Here is a 25,205-nt window from a genome sequence, read left to right on the forward strand (position 1 = left end):
AGCTCTCCTTATAGGTCTAACACGCGCACCTGATCTCCACCAAGAAGAATCAGGTAACGACTCACTTTGTCTATAGCCACATTATAAGATTTAGATAGAGCCTTAGCATAAAGGTTCATCTGATCTTGATACCATTTTTTCAGCTCCTCTGGCTCATGGTAGCGGTCTGTTTTATAGTCAAATAAGATAATCTCATCATCTAAAAGAAGATAGCCATCAATAATACCACGAATAATAAACTGCTCCCCACTTGCATCATCTTTTTCCAACATGGCAAATGGCGCTTCACGATACGCCTTATCTGCTTCTTTAACCAATCGTTTTCCTAAATCTGTTGAAAATATGGCTAAGATTTTTTCTAAATGAAGTCCTTTCTTAACTTGCTCTTCTAGGTCAATCAAAGCTAAGGCTTCCTCTAGATCAGATAAACTTAACGCTTCTTTTAGAGGCACCACTTGCATGAGTTGATGAACTGCTGATCCGATTTGAGCTGCAGTGACCTTTGGCTTTTGACTAAAATCAGGTAACTGAAACTGAAGGGGCTTGAGGGGTGCTGACTGATCTGTTGGCATCGTTTGTACAAAACCACCCACTTCTTCATCAATCAAAGGCTTTTTCAACTGACTTGGAGTACGCAGAGTCGGTAAGTTAATGGCAGCTTGATACTGTTGATTCAGTTCAGAAACCCTATCTAAGCTCTCCAAGGCTTTCTTAATCACATCAGACTGGCGATTATGCGCCAAATCATCTGCTTCCAGTAAGCCTTCTCGTTTTAATTGACCAATTTTTTTTGGGGTAAGATCACTATCTGTCACATAAGTTTGCTTAATTGGGAGTTCTTGATGCCTAAAGGCTTCCATAATCGCTAAAATCCAATCTTGAAAACTTGTCATGGCTTCACGATCAGCTGCTAAAAGCTTACCATCTTTAGACTTTCCGTCAAATTTATCTGCTAACTTTTCCTTACTCCCTTTACCAACAATATACAATTTTTTCTCAGCGCGTGTCAAAGCCACATATAACAGTCGCATCTGCTCTGATATGGCCGCAAGTTTTAGAGCACGCTTGTTCATTTGATAAGGTAGGGTATCCATACTAACATAAAGATGAGAATACGAGTGGCTGGCAGGGAAGTCTGCTTTCATATCTGCCAAATATTTTATACCGATACCCTCTGTCCGACTAAGAATAACGGGACCTCTACTATCTAGGTTATTAAACTTTTTATCGCTATTTAATAAAAAGACATACTGAAATTCCAAACCTTTACTTTTATGGACGGTCATCAAACGAACGGCATTTTTAGGAAGAAAAACTTCTACATCTGCAAGATCATGCTCTGAGGCTAAAAGTTTGTCAATCATACGGATAAAACGCGACAAGCCTTTAAAACCTGTTTTTTCAAACTGATTCGCACGAAGCGCTAGCGCATAAAGATTAGCCTGACGTTTTTCACCATAACTTAGCGCTCCCACATAGTCATAGTAAAACCGCTCATTGTAAATCTTCCAAATCAAATCATAAAGAGAGTGGGTTTTGGCAAAACGACGCCATTCTGTCAGATAAGCCTTAAAATTTTCTATCTTTTTGAATAATTCAGGACCAATCAACTGAGGGTGCTGACCTTTTGTGGCCAAGGCTAACTCTAATTTATCATAAAGAAGGGTTTGTGGCTCTTCTTGATGTCCTTGAAGAGCTATTCGCGCCAACTCATCTTCTGTAAAAGCAAACATCGGAGAGCGTAAAAGAGCGACAAGGGCATAATCATTCAAGGGATTGTCGATGGTCCTAAGAGTATCCAACAAAACTAAAACCTCAACTGACTTGAGATAATTTTGCTCCCCACCATCTGACACAAGAGGAATACCATGCTCTTCAAAAGCACGTAAAATCATATCATTTCGTGTCCTAGAAGGTACCAAAAGTGTAATGTCATCAAAAGCCACACCTTTTTGGTGCAGTTTGATGATTTCTTTAATCACCAGATCAATCTCACCTGATGAAAGAGTAGCATTGTCTTCACCCTCTTCTTGGTCAGTATTATAAATTAAAAACTCGGCTTCATAGTCAGGTTCATCTTTTAGTTGATCAGGATGACCTGCTAAAAGGCGGTGACGCTCATCATAATCAATCTCCCCAACTTCTTCATCCATCAATCGCGTAAAAATCGCATTTGTTACTTTGAGAACAGCTTGGTGGCTACGGAAATTTTCCTTCAGTAAAATCAATTTCCCAGCTTCTTGTTCCTTCTGATACTGCTTGAATTTTTGATTAAAAATCTGAGGATCTGCTTGACGAAAACGGTAGATGGACTGCTTAATATCTCCTACCATAAAACGATTTTGTCCATTTGATAACAAGTCTAATAAACGCTCTTGGGTGTGGTTATTATCTTGATACTCATCTACCATGACTTCAAGGTATTTGGCTTGGTAGCTGTCTCTAACCGACTGATTATTCTCTAAAATCTGGATGGCAAAATGCCCAATATCTGAAAATTCAAAAGCATTTTCATCACGTTTTCGTTGCAAATACTGTTCTGAAAACTCCAATACAAATGCTTGCAAAAGCTGTAAAATCGGAAGAGCTTGAGATTGATAAGATAAGATGACACTTAAGTGCTTGAGGTCGTTTAATTGACTTTGTAATGTTTTAAAGATAGGGTACTTGACCTTAGCAACTGTTAGCTCTCCTGTAGCTGGCAATAAAGCTAGGACATCTTGTGCTAAATTAGCCAATTTCTCCTTACCATAAAGGATAGAAAAATCTCTAGACCACTCATAAAGGTTTTCAAAAATTTTCTGATGCTTTAGGTAAGCTGCAGTTGCTTTACCATCTTTTTTTGTTTTTTTATAGTCCTCTAGATTCGTCACATCAACAAGAGCATCTGCTGCATTATGCATTTCGCGTCTAATCGCATCAATCATAGCATCTGGTAAGCTGCTAAAATCTTTATAGTGCTCATAGCCTTTTAAAAATGTGTCCTCCAACCATTTTTTCGGACTACTGGTAGATTGGCTAAACGTGTGAATGTGATAAACAACCGCTCTAAAATTTTTACTACTTTTACTTTGTCCCGTAAAGTTTCTCACTAAAGCTCTAAATAAATCAGACTGTTCAGAAGACATATAAGCCTCAAATAAGCTAGCATAAACTTCATTTTTTAAAATATCTTGCTCCGAAGCATCTTGTAAAATACGAAATTGTGGGGATAAGCCTAAAAGATAGCCGTATTGACTAACTAATTTTTGCGTAAAGGCATCCATAGTACCAATATCTGCATTGGGAAGATTAGCGATTTGTTGAGCAAGATGGCGTTGTAAGTCTTGGTCTTGTGTCTCTGCCAAGCTCTCAGATAACTTCTCCTCCAAACGATTTTTTAGTTCTCCTGCTGCCTTAACGGTAAAGGTTGAAATAAATAATTGCTCAATCTCCACTCCCCGCTTGATTTTATCAATAATACGCTCAACCATAACAAAGGTTTTTCCTGAACCAGCTGAAGCTGAAACAAGGACATTTTGACCATGCGTATAAATCGCCTCAATCTGCTGTTCGGTGCGTTTTCGTTTTTTGTCAGATTGTTTTTCTGCTATTTGTAACGCTTCAATTTCTTGAGGGGTTAAAAAGGGTTCAAATACCATTAATCCAAGTCTCCTTTCATCTTCTCAATCCAAAGGTCTCGTTTCTCACCCTTTTGAAGTTTTTCCAAAAATCTTGCATTAGAAAGATGCAAGTTAGCCTCAAAGCGCGTGATAGATTTGTATTGCTCTGTGGCAATGGATTTGCCATCTTCACTAATCGGATTGATGTCAAACTGTCCTGATAATATCTTCTGCCCTGCTTTTTTAAAAAGGTAATCATTATAAGCCAGCATCACCTCTAGCTCCTCTTGACTAAACTTGGAAGCAGAGGTTTTATAATACTCTTGTCCCAAATGGTTACTGATATCATCGAGAAAAATCCCCTGATACTTAAGTTTTTCTTGCGATTTAGACAGAACTTCATCTAAGTTTTTTAACTCATTTAAGTTAACAATGGGGTCTAGCATATGCAAATACATTGCTCCAAATACTTTTTGAGCAAAATCATAGTGCTTACTATCTTTAATAGCAGAAATATAAGTTAGCAACTGAGGACTTAAACCATGATAGAACTTTTTAATATCAAATCGATTCTCACTGGATTTATAATCGACAACACCAAAATAATCTGTCCCTTCTAAGACATCAATGCGATCAATCTTTCCTCGGACGATAAGATGCCGCTCATCTGATAAACGTAAACTAGCTCTTTCATCACCAAAGACAGCTTCTTCTGCCTTGATCTCAATTGGAGTTTCTGCTTCTAAAATTTTGGCTGTTCGTCTCGCAACATCCAACAATAACGATTGCGCATATTGACTTTCTTGATCTTCTTCATATAAAGCTTTAAAAGAGGCTTCTTGACATGTTTCCTGAATAGCGATCTCTAATTTCTCATCAAAGGATTTTTGAGCTGTATCTTGTGTTACTTTTTCAAAAATGCGGTGCAAGAAATTCCCATGACTTCTCGCATCGGGATGGATCGAATCTTGCTCTTTTAGACGTAAAACGTGCTTTAAAAAGTAGCTATACTCATTTTGATAAAAATCACGAATACTAGAAGCCGATACTTGTAAGGCTTGATTTTTAGGATAAAGAATAGCTAGGGTATCCTTGGTTAAAGGGGTAGAGACAAGTTGATCAGTAATGGTTGGGATACTGACCCCTTCTTTTTCCAATTGCTTACGCAAATAACGTAATACTACTGACCAATAAGTTTTTGTCTCTTTTTGGTCTAGATTGTCATTCCACTCTTTAGCCAACTCATCTCTTTGCAAATCCACCAAAGTTGACAGTAATCCCTTATAATGACCGATATTTTCTGGTGCCAACTCAAAATGATGGCGACCAATCGTTTGGACTGAAAATCCTAACTCCTCTAGTTGCAGGAGGTAAGGAGACACCTCATCAGACGTTTCATTAAGTAATTGAGGACGAGACAGGATAAGATGATCACTAGCTGCATTAAATAAAGACAGAGCCGCAAAATGATTTTTCTTGAGATGGTCTTTACTCACTATATCCAAATAGGCAGTAGCATGTGACTGTTCATTGATGGCTTGGCGTTCCTCATCAGAGATTAAACTCGTATTTTTAGAAAATTTCGGAAAATTCGTTTGGGTCAATCCAATCGCAAAAATAATCTTATTAGAATGCGGTTCAATCAAGTCATAAGATTTAACATTAACGACATCTACTGTTGCTGGAACAACACGGTAATCCGCTGCTAACATCCCTGAGCGTAAAAGTCCAAGAAAATCTCCTAAACTCAAAGCACTATCTGAAAAAATTGTTGCCATCTGCTCTAGAATATGGGTAAAAACTTTCCAAACCTCTTCATGTTTTTCTTGATCAATAGCTGCATCATCATAGGCTAAGGTGGTCAAATTATCCGTGAGAGAAATAGCAGATAAAAACGTCTGCCATTTTTTTAATAGACCTGATATTGTACGACTTTGCGTTTTAAACAAATCTAGCAAAGGTGACATCACTTCCTGACGCATCTCATTTATAGCCTCTAGATTGTATTGCTGGGTATGATTCACCTTAAATTCACGAGCAAATTTAGCCTGCCCCTTAATATCTGCAAAGGTGACATAACGTTCAAAATAATCTATGTCATATTGAGAAAACTTGCCGTAAAGACCTGATTTTAAAAGGTTCATCAAGTCCTCTGCTCTAAAGTTATAGCGTTTTAGACGATCCAAACTCTCCATAAAATGAACCAAGGGATGTGTGGCCATCGACTCTGCTTTCCCAAAATAATAAGGAATATCGTACTTATCAAAAATTTTTCCAATTTGAAGTTTATAACTTTCCACATCACCCAACAAAACAGAAATATCCTTATAGCGATACCCTTGATTGAGGTGATAACGGATAGTTTTAGCCACTTGTTCCACTTCTTCTTTTTGGTTGATAACATCCCACAGCTCTAAATGAGATTTGTCATCATCTGTGATGACCTCTTTAACCTCTGTAAAGGTCTGCTTGGCCTCTAGAAGTTGACTGACTTTCGAAAACGTCGTCAACTCTCTGATCTCTTCTACATAAGCTGGCTTGGTTTGATAAGAAAGTGCCAGTTGTCGCAAAAAGTCAACCCCTGCTTGATAGAAATTACCTTCTACAAATGGCATTTGATAAGCCTTCTGACTCGCATAAGTCCCAATCACTATCTCTAAGCACCGTTGATTGAGGTATGCGATTAACAGTTCTTCTTCAGCAGAAAAACGTGTAAAGCCGTCGATAATAACCACTACTTCCTTCAAAGCCTGATCTAAAAGACCTGATGTAACACAGTTTGAAAAATGAGCAAGTTTACCCTGTGAAGAAAAATGCCCCTCCTGTAATTTGGTCTCAAGAGCTAAGAAAATTTTAATCAAATCCTCTCGTTTCTCAGGACTAGATAGGTGTTCTAGATCCAAAACACTTAAGTTAGATCCTTTTAACTCATGATACAATGCTACTAATTGTTCGATAAAATGGCTATCAGAGCGTAAACTGCCAAACACCTTCAAATCTTGTTCAGAAAACTCAGATAAGACTCGATAAAACAAAATAGATAACCCTGTATCGTCTAAGCTTTCTTTTTTATCTGCCTTAGGAAGTACAAAATACCGTCCTAATTGCGCAAAACGTGTAATCGTAATAGCAAAAGAAGCCTGTTCAGGTAGATTTTCTAAAACAGCTCTTTCCTTTTCAAAAGATAAAGAGTTAGGGGCAATGTAAAAGACACGCTTCCCTTCTTTAGCATAATATGCTGCTTCCTTAGCCAAGATACTTGTCATACTATGTCTCATATCAGTATATAAAAGTTTCATCGCCTACCTCTTCTTTTCCAATGTCGTTTTATCCTATTATATCAAATTTATGAGTCAGACCCTGACAAAAGTATGACAAAATAACGTATAATAGAAGTAACATGATTTTAGGAGACCATAATGAAAACAGATAAGTTACGAGAAAGTTCAAATATTGAAGACCGTAGAGGACAATCAGGAACTTCATTCAGAAGTAGTGGTGGATCAAGTGGTAATCTTCTTTTTTCCCTTCTTTTTTCTCGAATGGGACTAAAAGGAAAGCTCATCCTAGTTCTTCTACTTTTAGTCTTTGGCGGAAGTGCTGGACTGAGTTCCATTTTTACAGGACAATCAAACCAAAATTATTATCAATCACGGCAGGTTGAAACCTCGGGAGCAGATGTTTCTGATACTGACGCTGAATTTGTCAGCAAGGTACTTGCTAGCACAGAAGATTTTTGGAGTGAGACGTTTACTCAAAATCATCTCACTTATCAAGCTCCAAAACTCGTTTTTTATACTGACCAAACTCAAACAGCCTGTGGTATGGGGTCCGCACAAGCTGGACCATTTTACTGCTCAGGAGACCAAAAAATTTACCTTGATATCTCTTTTTATCAAGAACTCTCTGATAAATACAAGGCTTCTGGAGACTTTGCCATGGCCTACGTCATTGCTCATGAGGTGGGGCATCACATTCAAAACGAACTTGGGACGATGACCTCCTATGCTACCAAACGCCAAAAATTATCTGAAAAAGATGCCAATGCATTAAATGTGCGCCTTGAATTACAAGCAGACTACTATGCAGGAGCTTGGGCAAAATATGTTGAAAATCAAGGACTCTTGGACATTGGAGATATTGATGAGGCCTTAAATGCAGCACATGCTGTTGGAGATGACACCTTACAGGAGCAAGCCTATGGGCGCTCTGTCCCAGACTCCTTTACCCACGGGACCTCTGCCCAACGCAAATACTGGTTTGAACAAGGTTACAAATATGGTGACCTAGAACATGGTGACACCTTCAGTCAAACCAATATCTAAAAAAGCGATAGGAAACAGAAACACTGATTTAGTGCTCTGAACTCCTACCGCTTTTCCTTTTACTCTAAATATAAGACCAAGTCACTGCCAAATCATCTCTTAATAATTGTTTGACCTTGCATTTTTCTTCAATATAGTTGGCTAAATCATCCTTAACTTCTTCTGTTAATTGGACATCCAAATCCAAGAAAAGCACCACAGACTTTTTCTCAAAATCCAGCTGGCTATCAACAACTACTTTGACATCATTTTTATGCTGAACCTTAGCAAAGTAACCTTGAACACACATGGTAACACATGAGGCTAAGGCAATGTTTAAAAGACTAACAGGTGTTTCACCCTGTTCGACTAGCCCAAAACTTGTGATAGGCTCACCATAACCACTTGATACCACTTCAAACAAGGATCTACCTTCTACATGTGATTGATACATTATTTTTCCTCCTTAGAGCATCTCTGAATAGTATTTACAAATCTTGATGCTTCTCCTAGAAATATCCATTAACAAACGTACACTAAGAAAGCAAGTTCACATCAAATAGTTCCTTTGCTAAAATATTTCCATCCATAGAAGAATAGCTTGTATCATCATCTTTATGGTCAACTAATTTTTCCAACTAAATTCTTTCTTAGGATAAAAAATAAGTCAGCAATTAAAATGATATCGTTAATACTCTCTATGATTTTCTCCTCATAACTTTAGTATAGCATAGAAAAAACTAACCTACCACAAAATGTGATAGGTTAGTTAACTTAATGAATTCCCTTTTGGAATGCTCATTTTTTGTCGCTATCAGAAAAGTCAGGACTCCTCTTTCTTCACAAACTTAGGATATAAATGTTAGATAAGATTTTTTAAGTATATTCCTTATAGGTTCTAAAGAACACTATAATCATCTGTGAAGAAGAAATCATCCTTAGTCTTCTTTACGACGACGTTTTGCAGCAAGTCCAAGTGATGCAAGGATCATGCCTACTCCCATAGCTGCAACTGATGCTGAGTTATCTTCACCTGTGTTTGGAAGAGTTTCTGCAACATAAGTTGGTTTAGCTGGTGCTTCTGGCTTAGCAGGAACACCTGGCTGAACTGGAGCTTTTGGATCAACAGGAGTAACTGGTGTTACTGGATCTGTTGGATCTTCTGGGGTAACTGGGGCAGTTGGGTCAACAGGAGTAACAACTTTACGGTAGATGTGAGTAGTGTTACCATCTTCATCCGTAACTGTCTTACCTGTGAACTCGTAACCCGGAATAGACTTGTTAGGGGTTGTACCATCTTCACTTGGTGAGATAACGTTACCTGACTCGTCTACGAAGCTTGTTGTAACTTTCTTATAAACGTGAGTGGTATTGCCATCACCGTCTATTGTTGTCTTAACAAAGACATAGCCTGGAATTGATTTGTTCGGTGTTGTACCGTCTTCAGTCGGTGCAATAGGCGTACCATTTTCGTCAACAAAGTTTGTAGTTACTTTTGTTGTTTCAGGAACTTTCTTGTAGACATGAGTAGTGTTACCTGACTCATCTGTCGCAGTCTTAACAAAGACATAACCTGGAATTGACTTGTTAGGCGTTGTACCATCTTCACTTGGTGAGATTGGGTTACCATTCTCATCTACGAAGCTTGTTATAACTTTCTTATAAACGTGAGTGGTATTGCCATCACCATCTATTGTTGTCTTAACAAAGACATAGCCTGGAATTGACTTATTCGGTATTGTGCCATCTTCTGTTGGAGCAATTGGGTCACCATTTTCGTCTACGAAGCTTGTTGTGACTTTAGTAGTTTCAGGAACTTTCTTGTAGACATGAGTAGTATTACCTGACTCATCTGTTGTAGTCTTAACAAATACGTAACCATCGATGGACTTGTTAGGCGTTGTGCCGTCTTCTTGTGGTGAGATAACATTGCCTTCTTCGTCTACGAAGTTTGTCTTAACTTTCTTATAAACGTGAGTAGTGTTGCCTGACTCATCTGTTGTAGTCTTGACAAATACATAACCGTAGATGGACTTGTTCGGGGTTGTACCATCTTCACTTGGTGAGATAACGTTACCTGACTCGTCTACGAAGTTTGTCTTAACTTTCTTATAAACATGAGTGGTGTTGCCATCGCCATCAGTTGTTGACTTCTCGTAAATATATCCTGAGATTTCTTTATTTGGTTGGTTACCATCTTCTGTTGGAGCAATTGGGTCACCATTTTCATCTACGAAGCTTGTTGTTGGCTTGTTGTAAACGTGGATAGTGTTTCCATTTTCGTCGATAGTTGTTTTACCAGTGAATACATAACCGTCAATATCTTTGTTTGGTTTTGTACCCTTGTCTTCTGGTGAGATTTCATTACCTGACTTGTCAACATACTTCGTAACAACTTGTTTGTAAACGTGTGTCACATTGCCATCGCCATCTGTAGTTGATTTCTCGTAAACATATCCTGGGATTTGAGAAGGATCTTTAATACCGTCTTCTGTAGGTTTCAATGGTGTACCAGTTTCATCTACATAAGATGTTGTATTTTCGATAACAGTTGGTGTGTATGTAGCGGTTGCTTCTGTACCGTTCTTATCAACGCGTTTAACCGTTACACCCTTAGCTACACCTACAAAGTCTTTCTCTGGTACAAAGGTTACTGTACCATCTGAAGCAACTGTGTATGTACCTTCGCCTGGAACAACTTTTTCGGTTGTACCATCTTCAAATGTAGCTGGAACAGTATCATCCATTGGAACTTCTTCGTGACCTGGTGTGAAGACTGGTGTACCAGTTTGTGTCTTACCACGGTAGTCCTTAGATTCTGCTGGAGTACCTGTCGGAGTTACCGGAGTGACTGTTGGTGTGTAAGTAGCCGTTGCTGGTGTACCGTTCTTATCGACACGTTTAACCGTTACGCCATTAGCTGTGCCAACAAAGTCTTTCTCTGGCACAAAGGTTACTGTACCATCTGGAGCAACTGTGTATGTACCTTCGCCTGGAACAACTTTTTCAGTTGAGCCATCTTCAAATGTAGCTGGGACTGTTTCATCAATCGCAACTGTTACAGTTTCGTTGTTGACAACAGTTGTGCCACCTGTGAAGGTTGGTGTGCCAGTCTGTGTCTTACCTTGAATGTCAGTAGATACAGCTGGAGTACCTGTTGGGGTTACCGGAATAACAGTTGGTGTGTAGGTTGTAGTAACTGTCTTACCGTTTTCATCTGTTGCTTGAACAGTCGCTGAAGCTGCTGTTCCGACAAAGTCTTTGTTTGGTGTGAAGGTTACAGTACCTGTTGCTGGGTCAATTGTGTAAGTACCGATAACATTGCCATCTTTGTCCTTAGCATCAATTGTTGTTTCATCAACTGGCTTACCATCTACAACCAACTTAGCTGGATTTGTAGCAGAGATGGTTACTGGAACTGTTTCGTCTTCCGTAATGTTTCCATCACCGTTAACATCTACAGAACCACCTGTGAATGTTGGAGTACCTGTTTGAGTAGCACCTTGAACATTGATTGATGTTACGCCTTCAGATTCTGGTGTAGCTTCTACTACTGTTGGTGTGTACTTAGCTGTTACTTCTGTACCATTCTTATCTACACGTTTAACAGTAACACCTGTACCTGTTCCGACAAAGTCTTTCTCTGGTACAAAGGTTACTTTACCTTCAGGAGTTACAGTATATGTACCCTCGCCTGGAATAACTTTTTCGGTTGTACCATCTTCAAATGTTGCTGGTACTGTCTCATTGATCGGAACTTCGTCATGACCTGGGGTAAAGACTGGTGTTCCTTCTTGAGTCTTACCTTGAAGACCTACTGTATTTACAGGAGTACCCTCTGGGATTACTGGTGTTACGTTTGGTGTGTAAGTAGCTATCACTGGAGTACCGTTCTTATCAACACGTTTAACAGTTACACCTGTACCTGTTCCGACAAAGTCTTTCTCTGGTACAAAGGTTACTTTACCTTCAGGAGTTACAGTATATGTACCCTCGCCTGGAATAACTTTTTCAGTTGTGCCATCTTCGAAGGTAGCTGGTACTGTTTCATCAATTGGAACTTCGTCATGACCTGGGGTGAAGACTGGAGTACCTGATTGAGTCTTACCTTGGATATCTGTTGTCTCAACTGGGGTACCTGTTGGAGTTACTGAGATAACGGTAGGAATGTATTTAGCAGAAGTCTTGATTTCAGTGGTTGAACCATCATCAGCTGTCAGAATTGCAGTTTGAACTACTGTCACACCAGAACCTGTACCTGTAAATGATGTTTCTGGTACAAAGGTTACAAGACCTGTTGACGGATCAACTGTGTAGGTACCCTCGCCTGGAACAACTTTTTCTGTCGAACCATCTTCAAAGCTATATTTTTTCTCTGTGATATTAGCTTCTGGAGAAATCTCAAAGTTCGGAGTGCCTGACTGAGTCTTACCTTGGATATTTTCAGTTTCTGCATCAGTTGAGTTAGTCGTTACTGGGCTAACTTCAGGTGTGTAAGTATCTGTGTCTGTCACAACAACCTTGTTGCCTTCAGAATCAATAGCCTCAGCAGTTACTTTAATCGTAACACCTGTACCTTTACCTGTAAATCCTGCGACTGGTGAGAAGGTTACGACACCTGTGTTTGGATCGATTGTATATGTACCTTCGTCAGCAATTGTAACAGTTGAAACATCGTTACCGTCTCCATCTACCAATGTGTATGCACCAGTAGTTGGAATAACAACTGCTTGGTAGCCGTTAGTTGTATTTGTTGGATTATTTAGCGACTCAAATACTTTTGAACCTTCTGGTGAAGTTTGGTTCTTACCTTGAATATTTTCAGAAGTAGATGGCTCAGAAGTCAAACCATAAACTGTTGGTGTGTAAATTGCAGTTGTAGTGATATCTGGTGTAGTTCCATCCTCAGCTGTGATTGTTGATGTTACTTTAATCGTTACTGGAGTTGCAGTACCAACAAAGCTTGCTTCTGGTGTAAAGGTAATCTCACCTGTAGTTGGGTTCAATTCATAAGTCCCCTCACCTGAAACAGTCTTAGTTGTTGAACCATCTTCGAATGTGAATACCGGAGCTGATGCATTTGGATTCTCACTTACAGATGCTTTAATGGTATCTGTTTGTTTTTCACCTTGTACATTGGCTGATACTTGGTCTTCTGCAGTGATAGATGTTTGTCTTACAGTTGGTACATAGGTTGCTGTGTCTGTAACTGTAATCACATTACCTTCAGAATCAGTAGCAGTTGCTGTAACTTTAACAGTAACACCTGTTCCTGTACCTGTAAATCCTGCAACCGGTTTGAAGGTTACTTCACCAGTATTTGGATTAACCGTGTACGTACCCTCGCCAACAACAGTCTTACTTGTTGTACCATCTTCAAATGAGTAAGCATCTGTAGCTGGAATCGTAACTGTCTTATCTCCAAGTGTTGTATTTTCAGCAGTATTCAGTGATGTGAAGACTGGAGTTCCAGATTGTGTACCACCTTGAACATCTTCTGTCTGAACATTTTCACCCTTAATTCCATAAACAGTTGGTGTACAGGTTGCAGAATCTGTAATGATTGCTGTTGAACCATCCTATGCTGTAATGGTTACAGCCGCCACAACCTCAACAGGAGTTGCTGTACCTACAAAGTTTGCTTCTGGTGTAAATGCAACTACGCCTGTTGCTGGATCGATTGTGTAAGTACCTTCACCTGCTACAGTCTTAGTAGTCGTACCTTTACCATCGAATGAATAGGTCGGTTCTGAAGCGTTAGGATTAGATTCACTCAATGTTGCAGTAATCGAATCAGTCTGTCCTGTTGATTTGGCATCTGCTGAAACAGCATCTTTTGCTACTAGTTCTGCTGGTTTAACTTTTGGTGTGTAAGTCGCAGTATCAGTAACAGTGATGATATTTCCTTCAGAATCGGTCGCAGTAGCCGTCACTTTTACAGTAACACCTGTTCCTGTTCCAGTGAAGCTTGCAACTGGTTTGAAGGTTACTTCACCAGTATCTGGATTTACGGTATAAGTTCCCTCACCATCAACTGTCTTAGTTGTTGTGCCATCTTCAAATGAGTAAGCACCTGTGGTTGGGATAGTTACAGTCTTATCTCCAAGAGTAGTATTTGTCGCATCATTCAAAGATGTAAATACCGGTGTACCAGTTTGAGTTGAACCCTGTACGTCTTCAGAAGTTGCATCCTCTCCCTTGATACCATAAATGGTTGGGGTATAAGTTGCTGTATCTGTGATGGTAGCAGTTGTTCCATCTTCTGCTGTAATCGTTGCGGATGCCACTACTTCAACAGGTGTTGCAGTACCAATAAAGTCTGCTTCTGGTGTAAATTCTACCAAACCTGTTGTTGGATTAATAGTGTATGTTCCCTCACCATCAACTGTCTTAGTTGTCGAACCATTTTCAAATGCATAAGTTACAGATGAAGCATTTGGATTTTCAGTCAATTTAGAAGTGATAACATCCGTTTGTTTTTCACCTAGAATAGATGCTGAAACCGCTCCTGTCGCATCAAGAGTTGTAGGCTTAACAGTTGGCGTATAGGTTGCAGATGTCTTGATTTCAGTTGTCGAACCATCATCAGCAGTTAAAGTAGCTGTTTGAACAACTTCTACTCCTGTACCCGTACCTGTAAAGGTTGCAACTGGTGAGAAGGTTACTTGACCAGTTGTAGGGTCAACTGTGTAGGTACCTTCACCATCAACTGTCTTAGTTGTTGAACCGTCTTCAAATGCATATGTCTTAGCAGTAACATTTGCTTCTGGAGAGATTTCATATGTAGGTGTGCCTGATTGAGTGATGCCTTGAACATTTTCAGAAACCGCATCTTTAGATGAAGTTGTAACTGGAACAACTGTTGGTGTGTAGGTATCTGTATCTGTTACAGTAACGGTATTACCTTCTTTGTCAATTGCTGACGCAGTTACTTTGACAGTAACACCGGTACCCTTACCAGTAAAGCTGGCCTCTGGTGAGAAGGTTACCACACCTGTATCTGGATCGATTGTGTATGTACCTTCACCGACTATCGTCTTGCTAGTAGTGCCATCTTCAAATGAATATGCTCCTTTATCTGGAATTTGTACCGATTGGTAACCATCAGTTGTATTTGTAGGGTCATTCAATGACTTAAATACTTCCGCACCTGTTGGTGAATTTTGAGTCTTACCTTGAATATTTGCTGATTCTGATGGGTTTGACGTCATTCCATACACAGTCGGTGTATACGTAGCTGTATCTGAGATAGTTGTTTCAGAACCATCTGCTGCAGTAATAGTTGATGTTGCTACAACTGTTACTGGCGTAGCTGTTCCGATAAAATCAGCTTCTGGTGTAAAGGTGATTGCACCCGTTGTCGCATCAATTGTATAAGAACCTTGACCTGCAACTGTCTTACTTGTTGTACCATCTTCAAAGGCAAATGTTGGTGCTGAAGCGTTAGGATTTGCACTTACAGTAGCTGTAATTTTATCTGTTTGTGGTTGACCTTGTGCTCCTGCAGAAATCTGATCATCTGCTACAATTGTTGCCGGCGTTACTTCTGGTGTGTATGTAGCGGTATCTGAGATAGTTTGAGTTGTTCCATCTTCTGATGTAATTACTGCTGAAGCAACAACTGTTACCGGAGTGGCTTTACCTACAAAGTCCGCTTTTGGTGAGAAGGTAATTTCACCTGTTGTTGGATTCAATGTATAAATACCTTCTCCTGCAACTGTCTTAGTTGTTGTGCCATCTTCAAAGGCATATGTTGGAGTCGATGCATTTGGATTTGCTTCTTTCAAAGCTGAAGTCATTGTCTCAGTTTGAGTAGAACCTTGAAGACCAGTTGATGTTTTATCATCTGCAACGATTGCTGTTGGAGTGACTTCTGGTGTATAGGTAGCTGTTGCAGAAACAGAGACTGTTTTACCTTCTGAATCAGTTGCTGTACCAGTTACTTTAATAGTGACACCTGTTCCTTTACCTGTAAAGCTTGCTTCCGGTAAAAAGGTCATCTCACCTGTATCTGGATTAACGGTATAGGTACCTTCTCCTGCAACTGTCTTCGTCAAGCTACCATCCTCAAGTGAATAGGCTCCAGTAGTTGGAATTGTGACAGTTGAGTCACCTAATGTAGTGTTGGCAGTGGTGTTTAATGATTCAAATGTTGGAGTTCCAGTTTGAGTCACACCTTGAACATTCTTAGAAGTAGCATCTGTACCTTCTACACCATATACAGTTGGTGTGTAAGTTGCTTCATCCGTAATGGTGGTTGTGGTACCATCTGCCGCTGTAATCGTTGCGGAAGCAACCACAGTTACTGGAGTTGCTGTTCCAACAAAGTCTGCTTCTGGTGTAAACTCAACCAAACCAGTTGAAGAATTTAGAGTATATGTTCCTTCACCTGCAACAGTTTTCGTAGTTGAACCATCATCAAAGCTATATGAAACTGCTGATACATTAGGATTTGAAGTTACGCTTGAAGTAATAACTTCAGCCTGTTTCTCACCTTGAGCTCCTGCAGAAACTTGGTCTACAGCAGTGATCGTTGTTGGGGTTACTGTAGGTGTGTAGATCGCTACCACTGTGTCGCCAGACATGTCAGCCATACGAATGCTAACTGGGTCAGGTGTACCTACAAAATCAGCCTTAGGTTGGAATGTAATCGAACCATCTGCATTCAAGGAATATGTACCTACTGTTTGACCATTAGATGTAGCTGGAACAGACGTAGATGCATTTCCACTTGCATCGAGAAGCGTTAATGATGAAGTATCAAGTGCCTCTGTAAGTGTTGTGTTAGCATCGTTATCAGTGACAGTCGCATTTGCTGCATCACCCTCAGTTCCTGCAGTGAAGAGTGCTAATACTTCTGAGGCAGTTTTCGTTTGTGCTACACCCTGAACATTTTCAGATGTAGTATTGGTAGCAGATGGAACCAAATTGATAACAGTTGGAATATAAACTGCATCCATTGTCTGAGTTGTTGTTGTATGGGTTCCATCGTTGACATTTGTAAGACCGTTTTGGTCAGTCAAAGCTGTCCAACCTGTTGTCCGACCGTTAGCATCTGTTGCACGAAGGACAATCCCCTTAGCTGTACCAACGAAATTCGCATCTGGAGTGAAGGTAATAGTTGTTCCAGTAACAGTATAAGTACCTTCACCTGCTTCCGTGTAAGTATTTGATAATGAACCATCTGGAAGGACAATTTGAACCGCCACCGATTTATCCATCGTATTGCGCGGACGCATCACTGTTTGGTCATCTTTTTCACCATAAGCTACGAATTCCGTTACACCATTTCCAGATTTGTCTTCAGCTGTTGTATAACCTGCATCATGGAAAGCAATTTGGATTGTTTGAGTCTCACCTTTAAGACCACTTGTTGTTTCCTTATCTCCACGTGGCGGGTGAACAACTTGAACGATGTTATCTTCAACTTCACCAGAGAAGGCAGTTCCATAAGGTGATGCAATTTCATTAGCATTCTTAGCGATACGAGTACGGATGGCAACACGGCTAATGGTTGTATCGATAATCTGAGTATTGCTGAAGGATTGTTGGATAACCTCACCATTGCTTGAAACTGTTGCAAGGTTTGAAGCTTCATCATCTTCAAAAATACCATTTTGGTCAAAATCTACCCAAGTGCGCACATAGGCATTCTCAATAGTACCGGTGTAGTTGTCATTCCCATTTGCATTAGCAATCAATGACAAACTATAAGTATTGTCCGAGCCAACCACGAATTTTACAATCGGTGAGCCATAATCATCGGTTGAAAGAGAGGACTTATCAAAGAGTTGAGTTACACCTTCATCCATCTCAATGTCTGCATCGTCAGATCCAGGACCGACAGGTGCTGTACCAGAAAGTTCGTTCAAATCTGGTCGAGCAGTACCCAAATATGGTTGCTGAATTTGAGTTGTCCCATCTGAGCCAAGTGTTGAAATATAGTGGGCCGCATCACGGTACTGGAGTTTTGTTCCATCTTCTTTGATGATCGCCGCATCCCCTTGGTCTTTCAGTACGAAACCAACCATGGTTGACTGAGCACCTCGAGAAGCGATGTAGAGACCAAATTCAGAAACATTATTTGACGCAAAAACAGGTTGAAGAATTGAGTTCGCATCTTGGTTATTATATCCAGAAATAACTTGAGTACCTAAACCACCATTTGTCTGATCCAAACTTGTGTAATATTGACCAGCCAGACCATTCGCGTTACCAATGTAGCGGTCCGCACTAAAACGACGTCCAAGAACACCTGGGGTGTTAACTTTATAAGTATTGGTAACTGCATCAGTTTTTGCAAGATTGGCATCAAGATTCCATGGAGTACCATTCGTTACGTAAATTTCTGATTCAAGGACACCAATGTCTTCCCCTGACACCATAATAATGTTCGGATCAACAGTTTTACCTTTGTATGTAGCAGAAAGACCGAATACTACACCAACGTTACCACCGTTGATTGCACCAGTATCATTTGAAGTAACTGGAACACCTGAACGAATAGCTGTCTTTTTACCAGTGTTAATCCCTGCATCTGCAATCCAAGAATAACTATCTTGATTGGAAGCTACAATACTAGCTTCTGCATCTGCCCCGTATTTCATATAACCAAAACTTGCCACATCATCATTAAGATAGTAGTTTTTAGCATTTGGATTATAAACGGACTCTGAAGCAGTTCCAGCAACACGGTTTTTAAAGGTTTCAGTTGCAATAAATGGCTTAAGTTCTTTAACGGTTAGCGTAACAATATAGCCAGGCATAATTTCCTTGGTATAGGTTGCACCAACTGCAAGTGACAATGTACCGTTTTTAACAACTGCACCAGTCCAGTTAGCTGTATCACCAAAGTCAAGCCAGGTAATCTGTTGCTTAAGGTCTTCCATTGACTCCGTGCCTTTGACTACCCTGGTCGCATCGTCTTTTTTAATCTCTGTTCCGTCTACATGTTTAGCTGGTACCGCAGTCGCATCAGTGATAACGCCATCTGCATCAGATCCATCTACATTGGTAGATACTGAAAGGGCGATTTGAATTTCACCATCTGGTGAATATTTACGCAATTCTAAAGCAAGTGCTTCTACACTTGTACGAACAGCTGAGATTTGCGCGTTTACTTCTTCAAGTGTTGCAAGCGCATTTTGGAAAGTTACAGTCGCTTCTGTGGCAACCAATTTTGTTGCTTGGGCTGCTGTTTGAAGAGCTGAGGCATCTTCTGTTGAGCTTACTGCTTGACGGCTTGCTTCTTGCGCCAAGACTTCTGCTTCTGAAATCACTTGCTCAAGAACAGTTTTTGCTTCTTCAACAGTTGATGGTGTTGAAGCTGTTGTGCTTGCTGTTTCAGATGCTGTTGAAACTGTTGTGCTTGTTGCTTCTGTACTTGCTGTTGAAGTAGCTGTACTTGTTGAAGCTGATTCTGATGTTGCTGCTTCTGAACTTGTTGAAGCTTCTGATGCTGTTGAAGTAGCTTCTGTACTTGCTACAGCTGATTCTGATATTGCTGCAGTTGCTTCTGTACTTGTTGAAGCTTCTGATGCTGTTGAAGTAGCTTCTGTGCTGGTTGCCGTTTGGGCTTCCGAAGTCGCGCTACTGCTATCTCCTGTGCTTGAGGCTACTGTTTGTGGCTCTGATACTGCTGTATCATCCGCTGACACGACAGCTCCTCCTCCTAAAAACATAAAAGCTGCAATCGCAACAGACGCTACACCGACATTAAATTTACGAATCGAATAACAGAAACGTTTGTCAGCTGCGGCTTCTTGTTGACGACGAAGCTTTGCTTTTTTCTTGTCTATCATGAGACTCCTCCTAGAATTATTAAGAATAACGGATATAAAATAATCTGCACTAATTTAATTATATATATGTCAAGGATTTGAATTTACCATTTCCCTAATATATTCTATTATATTAGGCACCTAAAATGAGTCCAACAAAAAAGTACTACCTTAAAAGGCAGTACCATTTTGACTATATTAAGTTCAATTCTTTATAAGCTGTTTGATACCCAATTTGTAAAATCTTTTTATCTTTCACTGATACAAGAAAAATAATCTCTTTTATTCCTTCTTATCTGACCTCAGCTGCAACTGTCTCAACCAGTGATTTTGTGATTTTTTCCATATATTTGGCCACTTCTTCATCAGTTAGGTTATCCGATGGATTTTGGAAGGTCAAGCTGTAAGCCATGGACTTTTTACCAGCCTCAATACGCTCACCTTGATAAACATCAAAGAGTTTAACTTCTGTCAGACGTTTCACACCTGCTGCATAAATAGCATCTAAGATACTTTGGTGTGTGGTTTCTTTATCCAAAAGCAGAGCAATATCGCGAGAAACAGCTGGGAATTTCGTGATATCTTTAAAAATAGGATCAGCTTGAAGAGCTTCTTCGATAGCAGATAAGTTTAACTCTGCCACGTAAGTTTCTGGAATATCATAATTTTTAGCGGTTTGTGGATGAACCTGTCCGACAAAACCAAGTAACTGTTCTCCCAAACGAATTTCTGCTGTTCGTCCTGGGTGCATACTTGTCAACTCTTTTGTCGCCACATAAGTCACTTCTAAGTTTAACTTTTTAAAGATAGCCTCTAAGATCCCTTTTGCATAAAAGAAATCGACTGGTGTAGCTGGTGTTTGGAAGTCTTTTTCCACTACCAAACCAGACAAAGCAAAAGCAAAACTATTGATTTCGGTTGGTAAATCTTCTTTAGGATGACCTGTTTGTTCAAAGATTTTTCCGATTTCATAAATCGCTAAGTTTTTATTCTGGCGTGCCACATTATAAGCAATCGTATCTAGCATTCCTGAAATCATATTTTGACGCAAAACAGAACGTTCAACGGTCATCGGCCACATCAATTCTGTTAATTGTGTCGCTTGAGGGGTAAACTCAACAGCTTTTTCTGGTGTTGTTAAAGCATAAGAGATAATTTCTGACAATCCTGCCCCTTCAGCTAGGGTACGAACTTTTCGACGCAAACTTTGTGTCAGAGTCAACTCACCTGCAGTCCCTGCAGCTTCTGGTAGAGTAGTAGGCAATTGGTCATAACCATAGATACGTGCAATTTCCTCAACCAAATCAGCCTGAATACTAATATCCCATCTGCGACGTGGCACACTAACCGTAAAGTGGGCTGCATCACCTGTGATACCAAAACCAAGTTTAGCAAAAATAGCCTCAATATCGGTATAATCTAGTGTTGTCCCTAAGCGAGTATTAACATAATCAAGATTTGTTGAAACTTCAACGGCTTCTGTCGGCACATGACCTGCAGAAACGATACCCGATAGGACTTCTCCTTCAGCTAATTCTGTCAGCATAGCTGCTGCAAAGTCAAGAGCTTCTGTAACAGTTGCATAGTTCACCCCTTTTTCAAAACGTGATGAACTCTCTGAACGTAAGTTCAAGCGTCCACTTGTCTTGCGGATAGACTTACCATCAAAAACAGCTGCTTCAAGAACGACAGTCTTAGAGTTAGCATCAATCTCCGTAGATTGACCACCCATCACACCACCTAGAGCAACAGGTTTATCATTAACCGTGATAACAATATCTTCTGTTGTTAACTCACGCACTTCACCATCAAGAGTGATAAGACTCTCACCTGCTTTAGCCTGACGAGCAAGAATGTCTCCATTTTCAAACTTATCAAAGTCAAAGGCGTGCATAGGCTGACCAAAGTAGAGAAGAATATAGTTGGTCACATCCACCACATTGTTGATAGGACGAATTCCTTGGTTCATCAATAGATTTTGCAACCACTGTGGACTCGGCTTAACCACAACATTTTCTACAACACGCGCAGAATACATCAAGACCTTATCCGAATCAATGCCTACACTGATCTTATCTTTAGCTGGTTTCTCACTCTCTTTAACCACTTTTTCAGGGAATTGAATAGCCTGACCATAGATAGCTGCCACTTCATGCGCAACTCCACGCATTGACAGAGCATCTGCACGGTTTGGGGTAATAGACAACTCAATAATCTCATCATCTAGATCAAGATATTTAAAAATTTCATCACCTGGAACAGCATCTTCTGGTAAAATTTGAATCCCATCAGAAAACTCTTTTGGAATCACTGAATCTGAAATCCCCAACTCAGCTAATGAACAAATCATGCCAAGCGATTCCATTCCACGAATTTTTCCTTTTTTTATCTTATAGTTATCTGCAATACGGGCACCTGGAATAGCAACAATAACCTTAATTCCTGCCCGTACATTTGGTGCACCACACACTACTTGGCGTAGTTCTTTATCACCTGTATTAACTTGACAAAGATGAAGGTGAGTGTCTGGAACATCCTCACAAGAGACCACCTCACCAACAACTAATTTTGACAAGCCCTCAGCTGGACTTTCCACACCTTCTACTTCAATACCGGTTGTTGACATTTTTTCAGCCAATTCTTGACTTGGCACATCAATCGCAACCAGTTCTTTTAACCATTTATAACTTACTAACATGTTTTTCCTTTCTCTCTAGGGGCTTTCTTAACAACCAATCTGTATCAATCTTATTTCCTGTCACAAACTCATGTTGACCAAAACGCTCAAAGCCATATTTTTGATAAAAAGCTTGCGCTCTGATATTGTGTTCCCAAACTCCTAACCAGACCCAATCACAATTGGAAGCCAAAGCTTTTTCCATCGCAAAATCAAATAAGACCTTTCCAAAACCCAAACCTTGATAAGCTTGTTTTAAATAAATCCGTTGAATCTCAAACGCATTAGGCAACTCTTGTTCTGTTTGAGCTAAACCTTGATTTAGTTTTAAAAAACCCGCAATTTCTTCTTCAACCAATAAAAAATAGTGCTGCGAATCAGGATTCTCTAACTCCTTTTTAAGACGTGCTAAAGATAAGTCTGAGTTAAAGTAGGTCTCAAGATCTTCTTGGTTCATATAAGATCCAAAAGTTGATTGGTAGGTGTCTATAGCTACTTCTCTTAGGAGCTCAACCTGATGAGACCCGATAGAAACAATTTTAGACATTATTTAAATTGCTCCGTGAAGCGTTGATCCCCTTGGTAGAAGCAACGAATATCATTGATACCATAACGTAACATGGCAATACGTTCTTGACCTAGACCAAAGGCAAAACCAGAGTACTCTTCTGAATCAACACCTGACATTTCAAGGACACGGGGGTGAACCATACCAGCTCCTAAAATTTCGATCCATCCTGTTTTCTTACATACATTACAACCTTGTCCACCACACTTAAAGCAAGACACATCTACTTCAACAGATGGCTCAGTGAATGGGAAATAGGATGGGCGTAAACGAATCTTACGATCCTCACCAAACATTTTCTTAATAATCATCTCAAGTGTGCCCTTAAGATCTCCCATAGAAATATTTTTTCCAACAACAAGTCCTTCAATCTGATGAAATTGATGGCTATGAGTGGCATCATCAGTATCACGACGGAAAACACGACCTGGAGAAATCATTTTTAATGGTCCTTTTGAAAAATCATGCTCATCTAACGTACGCGCTTGAACAGGGCTAGTATGGGTACGGAGTAAGATTTCCTCTGTAATATAAAAGGTATCTTGCATGTCGCGTGCTGGGTGATCTTTTGGAAGGTTCATGCGCTCAAAGTTGTAGTAATCTTTTTCAACCTCAAATCCATCAACAACTTGAAAGCCCATTCCTAAGAAAATATCCTCAATTTCTTCACTTGTTTGGCTTAGAATATGACGGTTCCCAACAGCAACTTTGCGACCTGGAAGAGTTACATCAATTGTCTCACTCTCTAGCTGTGCCTGAATCTTAGCTTGTTCAACAATTTTTACTTGCTCTTCAAAAGCAGTTGTCAACACATCACGCACTTCATTAACTTGCTTTCCGATAACAGGTCGCATATCGTGTGAAAGGTCTTTTAAACCTTTTAAGAGCTCTGTTAAAGAACCTTTTTTACCTAAAACTTGTACGCGTAAATCTTGTAACTCTTTTGAGCCTTCTGCTCCCAACTCTTTAAGTTGAGAAAGTGTCTTTTCTTGCAATTCTTTTAATTGTACCTGTAAATCCATTGCTATCCTTCCTTTTAAAACCATAATTGTGCTAGCTTAGCCATTCAACCTAACATGAGCTTCTCATCCCAAGTTCTAAACAGCCTTAACTAGCTTAACAAAAGAAAAACCGCATGCCACTACTCCTTTTAAATCGGAGCGTTAACACGCGGTACCATCCGTCTTTTATCTGCTAGGCAGACCTTAATTACCGGTCCTTTTTCTGAGTGAATTCACCAAATTTTCATCTAGGGAGCTTCCAGTCACGGCTCCCAATCCCTGTTAAATTGCCATAAGGTTACTAGTCTCTTAGACCATTATTCAATTACTACCATTCTATCAAAAAATTTTTTTACAGACAAGAGCTTTCTGTGATCTTCTCATCTTAGTTTACTGTCACTTCCCCAGTTGCATAATTTAAAGTGATACCAGATTGAACATTAGGTACAAACACATTAAACTCCAAGCTTCCATCAGAAGACTTAGCTTCCAAGTGCACTCCTGAAGAAATCAGATTATTTCCATCATAAACTAAGGAAACACGATAACGAACTCTTTTATTATTATCAAGTGCCTTTCTGATAAACCCTTCATAATAATTTTGTCCGGTTGAATCACTTGATCCAGCTTGGTTAGACCAGGCCGTCTGAGTTGCGATATTTTTAGGATTACTGGTTGAAGCATCAAATCCTTTTAAGTTCCCAGCCAAAGCATATCCAATCAGATGCCCACGATCAACCGCATGATTATATTCCCCAGATAATTTTAAGACCTGATGCCAACCTGCTGGTTTCCAAGAGGTTGAGCCATTACCAGTAGCTTCACGATTTTGATATTGTCTCGTTGCCTTGGTTAATAAGGCATTGGCAACGGTTGGAACAGTTTGCCCTTGGACCACCTTAGTTTTATTATCGACATAAGGGAGACTGGAGACCTTAGCATTAAGATCTGTCTTATTATTATTGATAATAAAGGCTCCAGCACCATTCCATTGAATCTGATTTCCTAGTTGCTGTTTGACATTAGCCGTCATCACGGTATTAGCAAGTGCTTCTGTCGGTGTGGATTCACTAGCTGTCGAGCCATTTGAAGCCACTTGACCACTACTTGCCTTGGTATTAGTTACCAATTGCGCAACTTGCTTAATGGGATTGTCGTTAGAGATTTTGTCACTTGTCGTGATAAAATATAATCCCAATGTAGCAACTAAAACTAAGAGACTAATCAGTGGGTTGGTCTTTTTTTTCCTTCTTTTCTTTGCCATGTTTACTCC

The 25,205-nt window shown here is 39.8% G+C and carries 10 protein-coding genes and 1 pseudogene; 1 reads left to right on the forward strand and 10 read right to left on the reverse strand.

The window, feature by feature from the left end; all coding sequences use genetic code 11:
* Positions 1-8 precede the first annotated feature (8 nt).
* The gene (gene addA / locus ACVRWY_RS00325) at positions 9-3,641 is read right to left on the reverse strand and encodes a helicase-exonuclease AddAB subunit AddA (RefSeq protein WP_354366972.1); all 3,633 of its coding nucleotides are present in this window, start codon (positions 3,639-3,641) and stop codon (positions 9-11) included.
* Positions 3,641-6,901 (reverse strand): ATP-dependent nuclease subunit B, encoded by a 3,261-nt coding sequence (gene rexB, locus ACVRWY_RS00330; RefSeq protein WP_354366970.1) that lies wholly within the window; start codon positions 6,899-6,901, stop codon positions 3,641-3,643. Before rexB ends, addA begins: the two co-directional genes overlap by 1 nt.
* 120 nt (positions 6,902-7,021) lie before the next feature.
* Here rexB and ypfJ point away from each other — a divergent pair, with 120 nt between their 5' ends.
* Positions 7,022-7,927, forward strand: a complete 906-nt coding sequence (gene ypfJ, locus ACVRWY_RS00335) for a KPN_02809 family neutral zinc metallopeptidase (protein WP_354366968.1) — start codon at positions 7,022-7,024, stop codon at positions 7,925-7,927.
* Positions 7,928-7,991: 64 nt separating this feature from the next.
* On the opposite strand, the gene ACVRWY_RS00340 is transcribed toward ypfJ, so the two are convergent.
* From ACVRWY_RS00340 to ACVRWY_RS00375, 8 genes and pseudogenes are all read right to left on the reverse strand, one after another.
* Positions 7,992-8,360: an OsmC family protein gene (locus ACVRWY_RS00340; protein ID WP_354366966.1), complete on the reverse strand. Its 369-nt coding sequence runs from the start codon at positions 8,358-8,360 to the stop codon at positions 7,992-7,994.
* 484 nt (positions 8,361-8,844) lie between these two features.
* The gene (locus ACVRWY_RS00345; protein WP_354366964.1) at positions 8,845-13,125 is read right to left on the reverse strand and encodes an LPXTG cell wall anchor domain-containing protein; all 4,281 of its coding nucleotides are present in this window, start codon (positions 13,123-13,125) and stop codon (positions 8,845-8,847) included.
* A gap of 18 nt (positions 13,126-13,143) precedes the next feature.
* Positions 13,144-13,470 (reverse strand): annotated as a pseudogene (locus ACVRWY_RS00350) (hypothetical protein); the annotation flags it as partial.
* 15 nt (positions 13,471-13,485) lie between these two features.
* Positions 13,486-19,707 carry a CshA/CshB family fibrillar adhesin-related protein gene (locus tag ACVRWY_RS00355; protein WP_354366962.1) on the reverse strand — a complete coding sequence of 2,074 codons (6,222 nt, stop codon included), beginning with the start codon at positions 19,705-19,707 and terminating at the stop codon, positions 13,486-13,488.
* A 271-nt stretch (positions 19,708-19,978) separates the two neighbouring features.
* Positions 19,979-22,384 (reverse strand): phenylalanine--tRNA ligase subunit beta, encoded by a 2,406-nt coding sequence (gene pheT, locus ACVRWY_RS00360; protein WP_354366960.1) that lies wholly within the window; start codon positions 22,382-22,384, stop codon positions 19,979-19,981.
* Positions 22,368-22,910, reverse strand: a complete 543-nt coding sequence (locus ACVRWY_RS00365) for a GNAT family N-acetyltransferase (RefSeq protein ID WP_354366958.1) — start codon at positions 22,908-22,910, stop codon at positions 22,368-22,370. The genes pheT and ACVRWY_RS00365 overlap by 17 nt, the downstream gene beginning before the upstream one ends.
* Entirely contained in the window at positions 22,910-23,953 is a 1,044-nt protein-coding gene (gene pheS / locus ACVRWY_RS00370; protein ID WP_354366956.1) for a phenylalanine--tRNA ligase subunit alpha, read from the reverse strand. Before pheS ends, ACVRWY_RS00365 begins: the two co-directional genes overlap by 1 nt.
* Positions 23,954-24,317: 364 nt before the next feature.
* The gene (locus ACVRWY_RS00375) at positions 24,318-25,196 is read right to left on the reverse strand and encodes a DNA/RNA non-specific endonuclease (protein ID WP_354366954.1); all 879 of its coding nucleotides are present in this window, start codon (positions 25,194-25,196) and stop codon (positions 24,318-24,320) included.
* Positions 25,197-25,205 lie beyond the last annotated feature (9 nt).

This window comes from Streptococcus porcorum (assembly GCF_053203725.1).

Coding starts and splice junctions, on each gene's coding strand:
- pheT (WP_354366960.1), bottom strand. CDS start 22,384: ATGTTAGTAAGTTATAAATGGTTAAAAGAACTGGTTGCGATTGATGTG.
- ACVRWY_RS00375 (WP_354366954.1), bottom strand. CDS start 25,196: ATGGCAAAGAAAAGAAGGAAAAAAAAGACCAACCCACTGATTAGTCTC.
- pheS (WP_354366956.1), bottom strand. CDS start 23,953: ATGGATTTACAGGTACAATTAAAAGAATTGCAAGAAAAGACACTTTCT.
- ACVRWY_RS00340 (WP_354366966.1), bottom strand. CDS start 8,360: ATGTATCAATCACATGTAGAAGGTAGATCCTTGTTTGAAGTGGTATCA.
- rexB (WP_354366970.1), bottom strand. CDS start 6,901: ATGAAACTTTTATATACTGATATGAGACATAGTATGACAAGTATCTTG.
- ypfJ (WP_354366968.1), top strand. CDS start 7,022: ATGAAAACAGATAAGTTACGAGAAAGTTCAAATATTGAAGACCGTAGA.
- ACVRWY_RS00365 (WP_354366958.1), bottom strand. CDS start 22,910: ATGTCTAAAATTGTTTCTATCGGGTCTCATCAGGTTGAGCTCCTAAGA.
- addA (WP_354366972.1), bottom strand. CDS start 3,641: ATGGTATTTGAACCCTTTTTAACCCCTCAAGAAATTGAAGCGTTACAA.
- ACVRWY_RS00355 (WP_354366962.1), bottom strand. CDS start 19,707: ATGATAGACAAGAAAAAAGCAAAGCTTCGTCGTCAACAAGAAGCCGCA.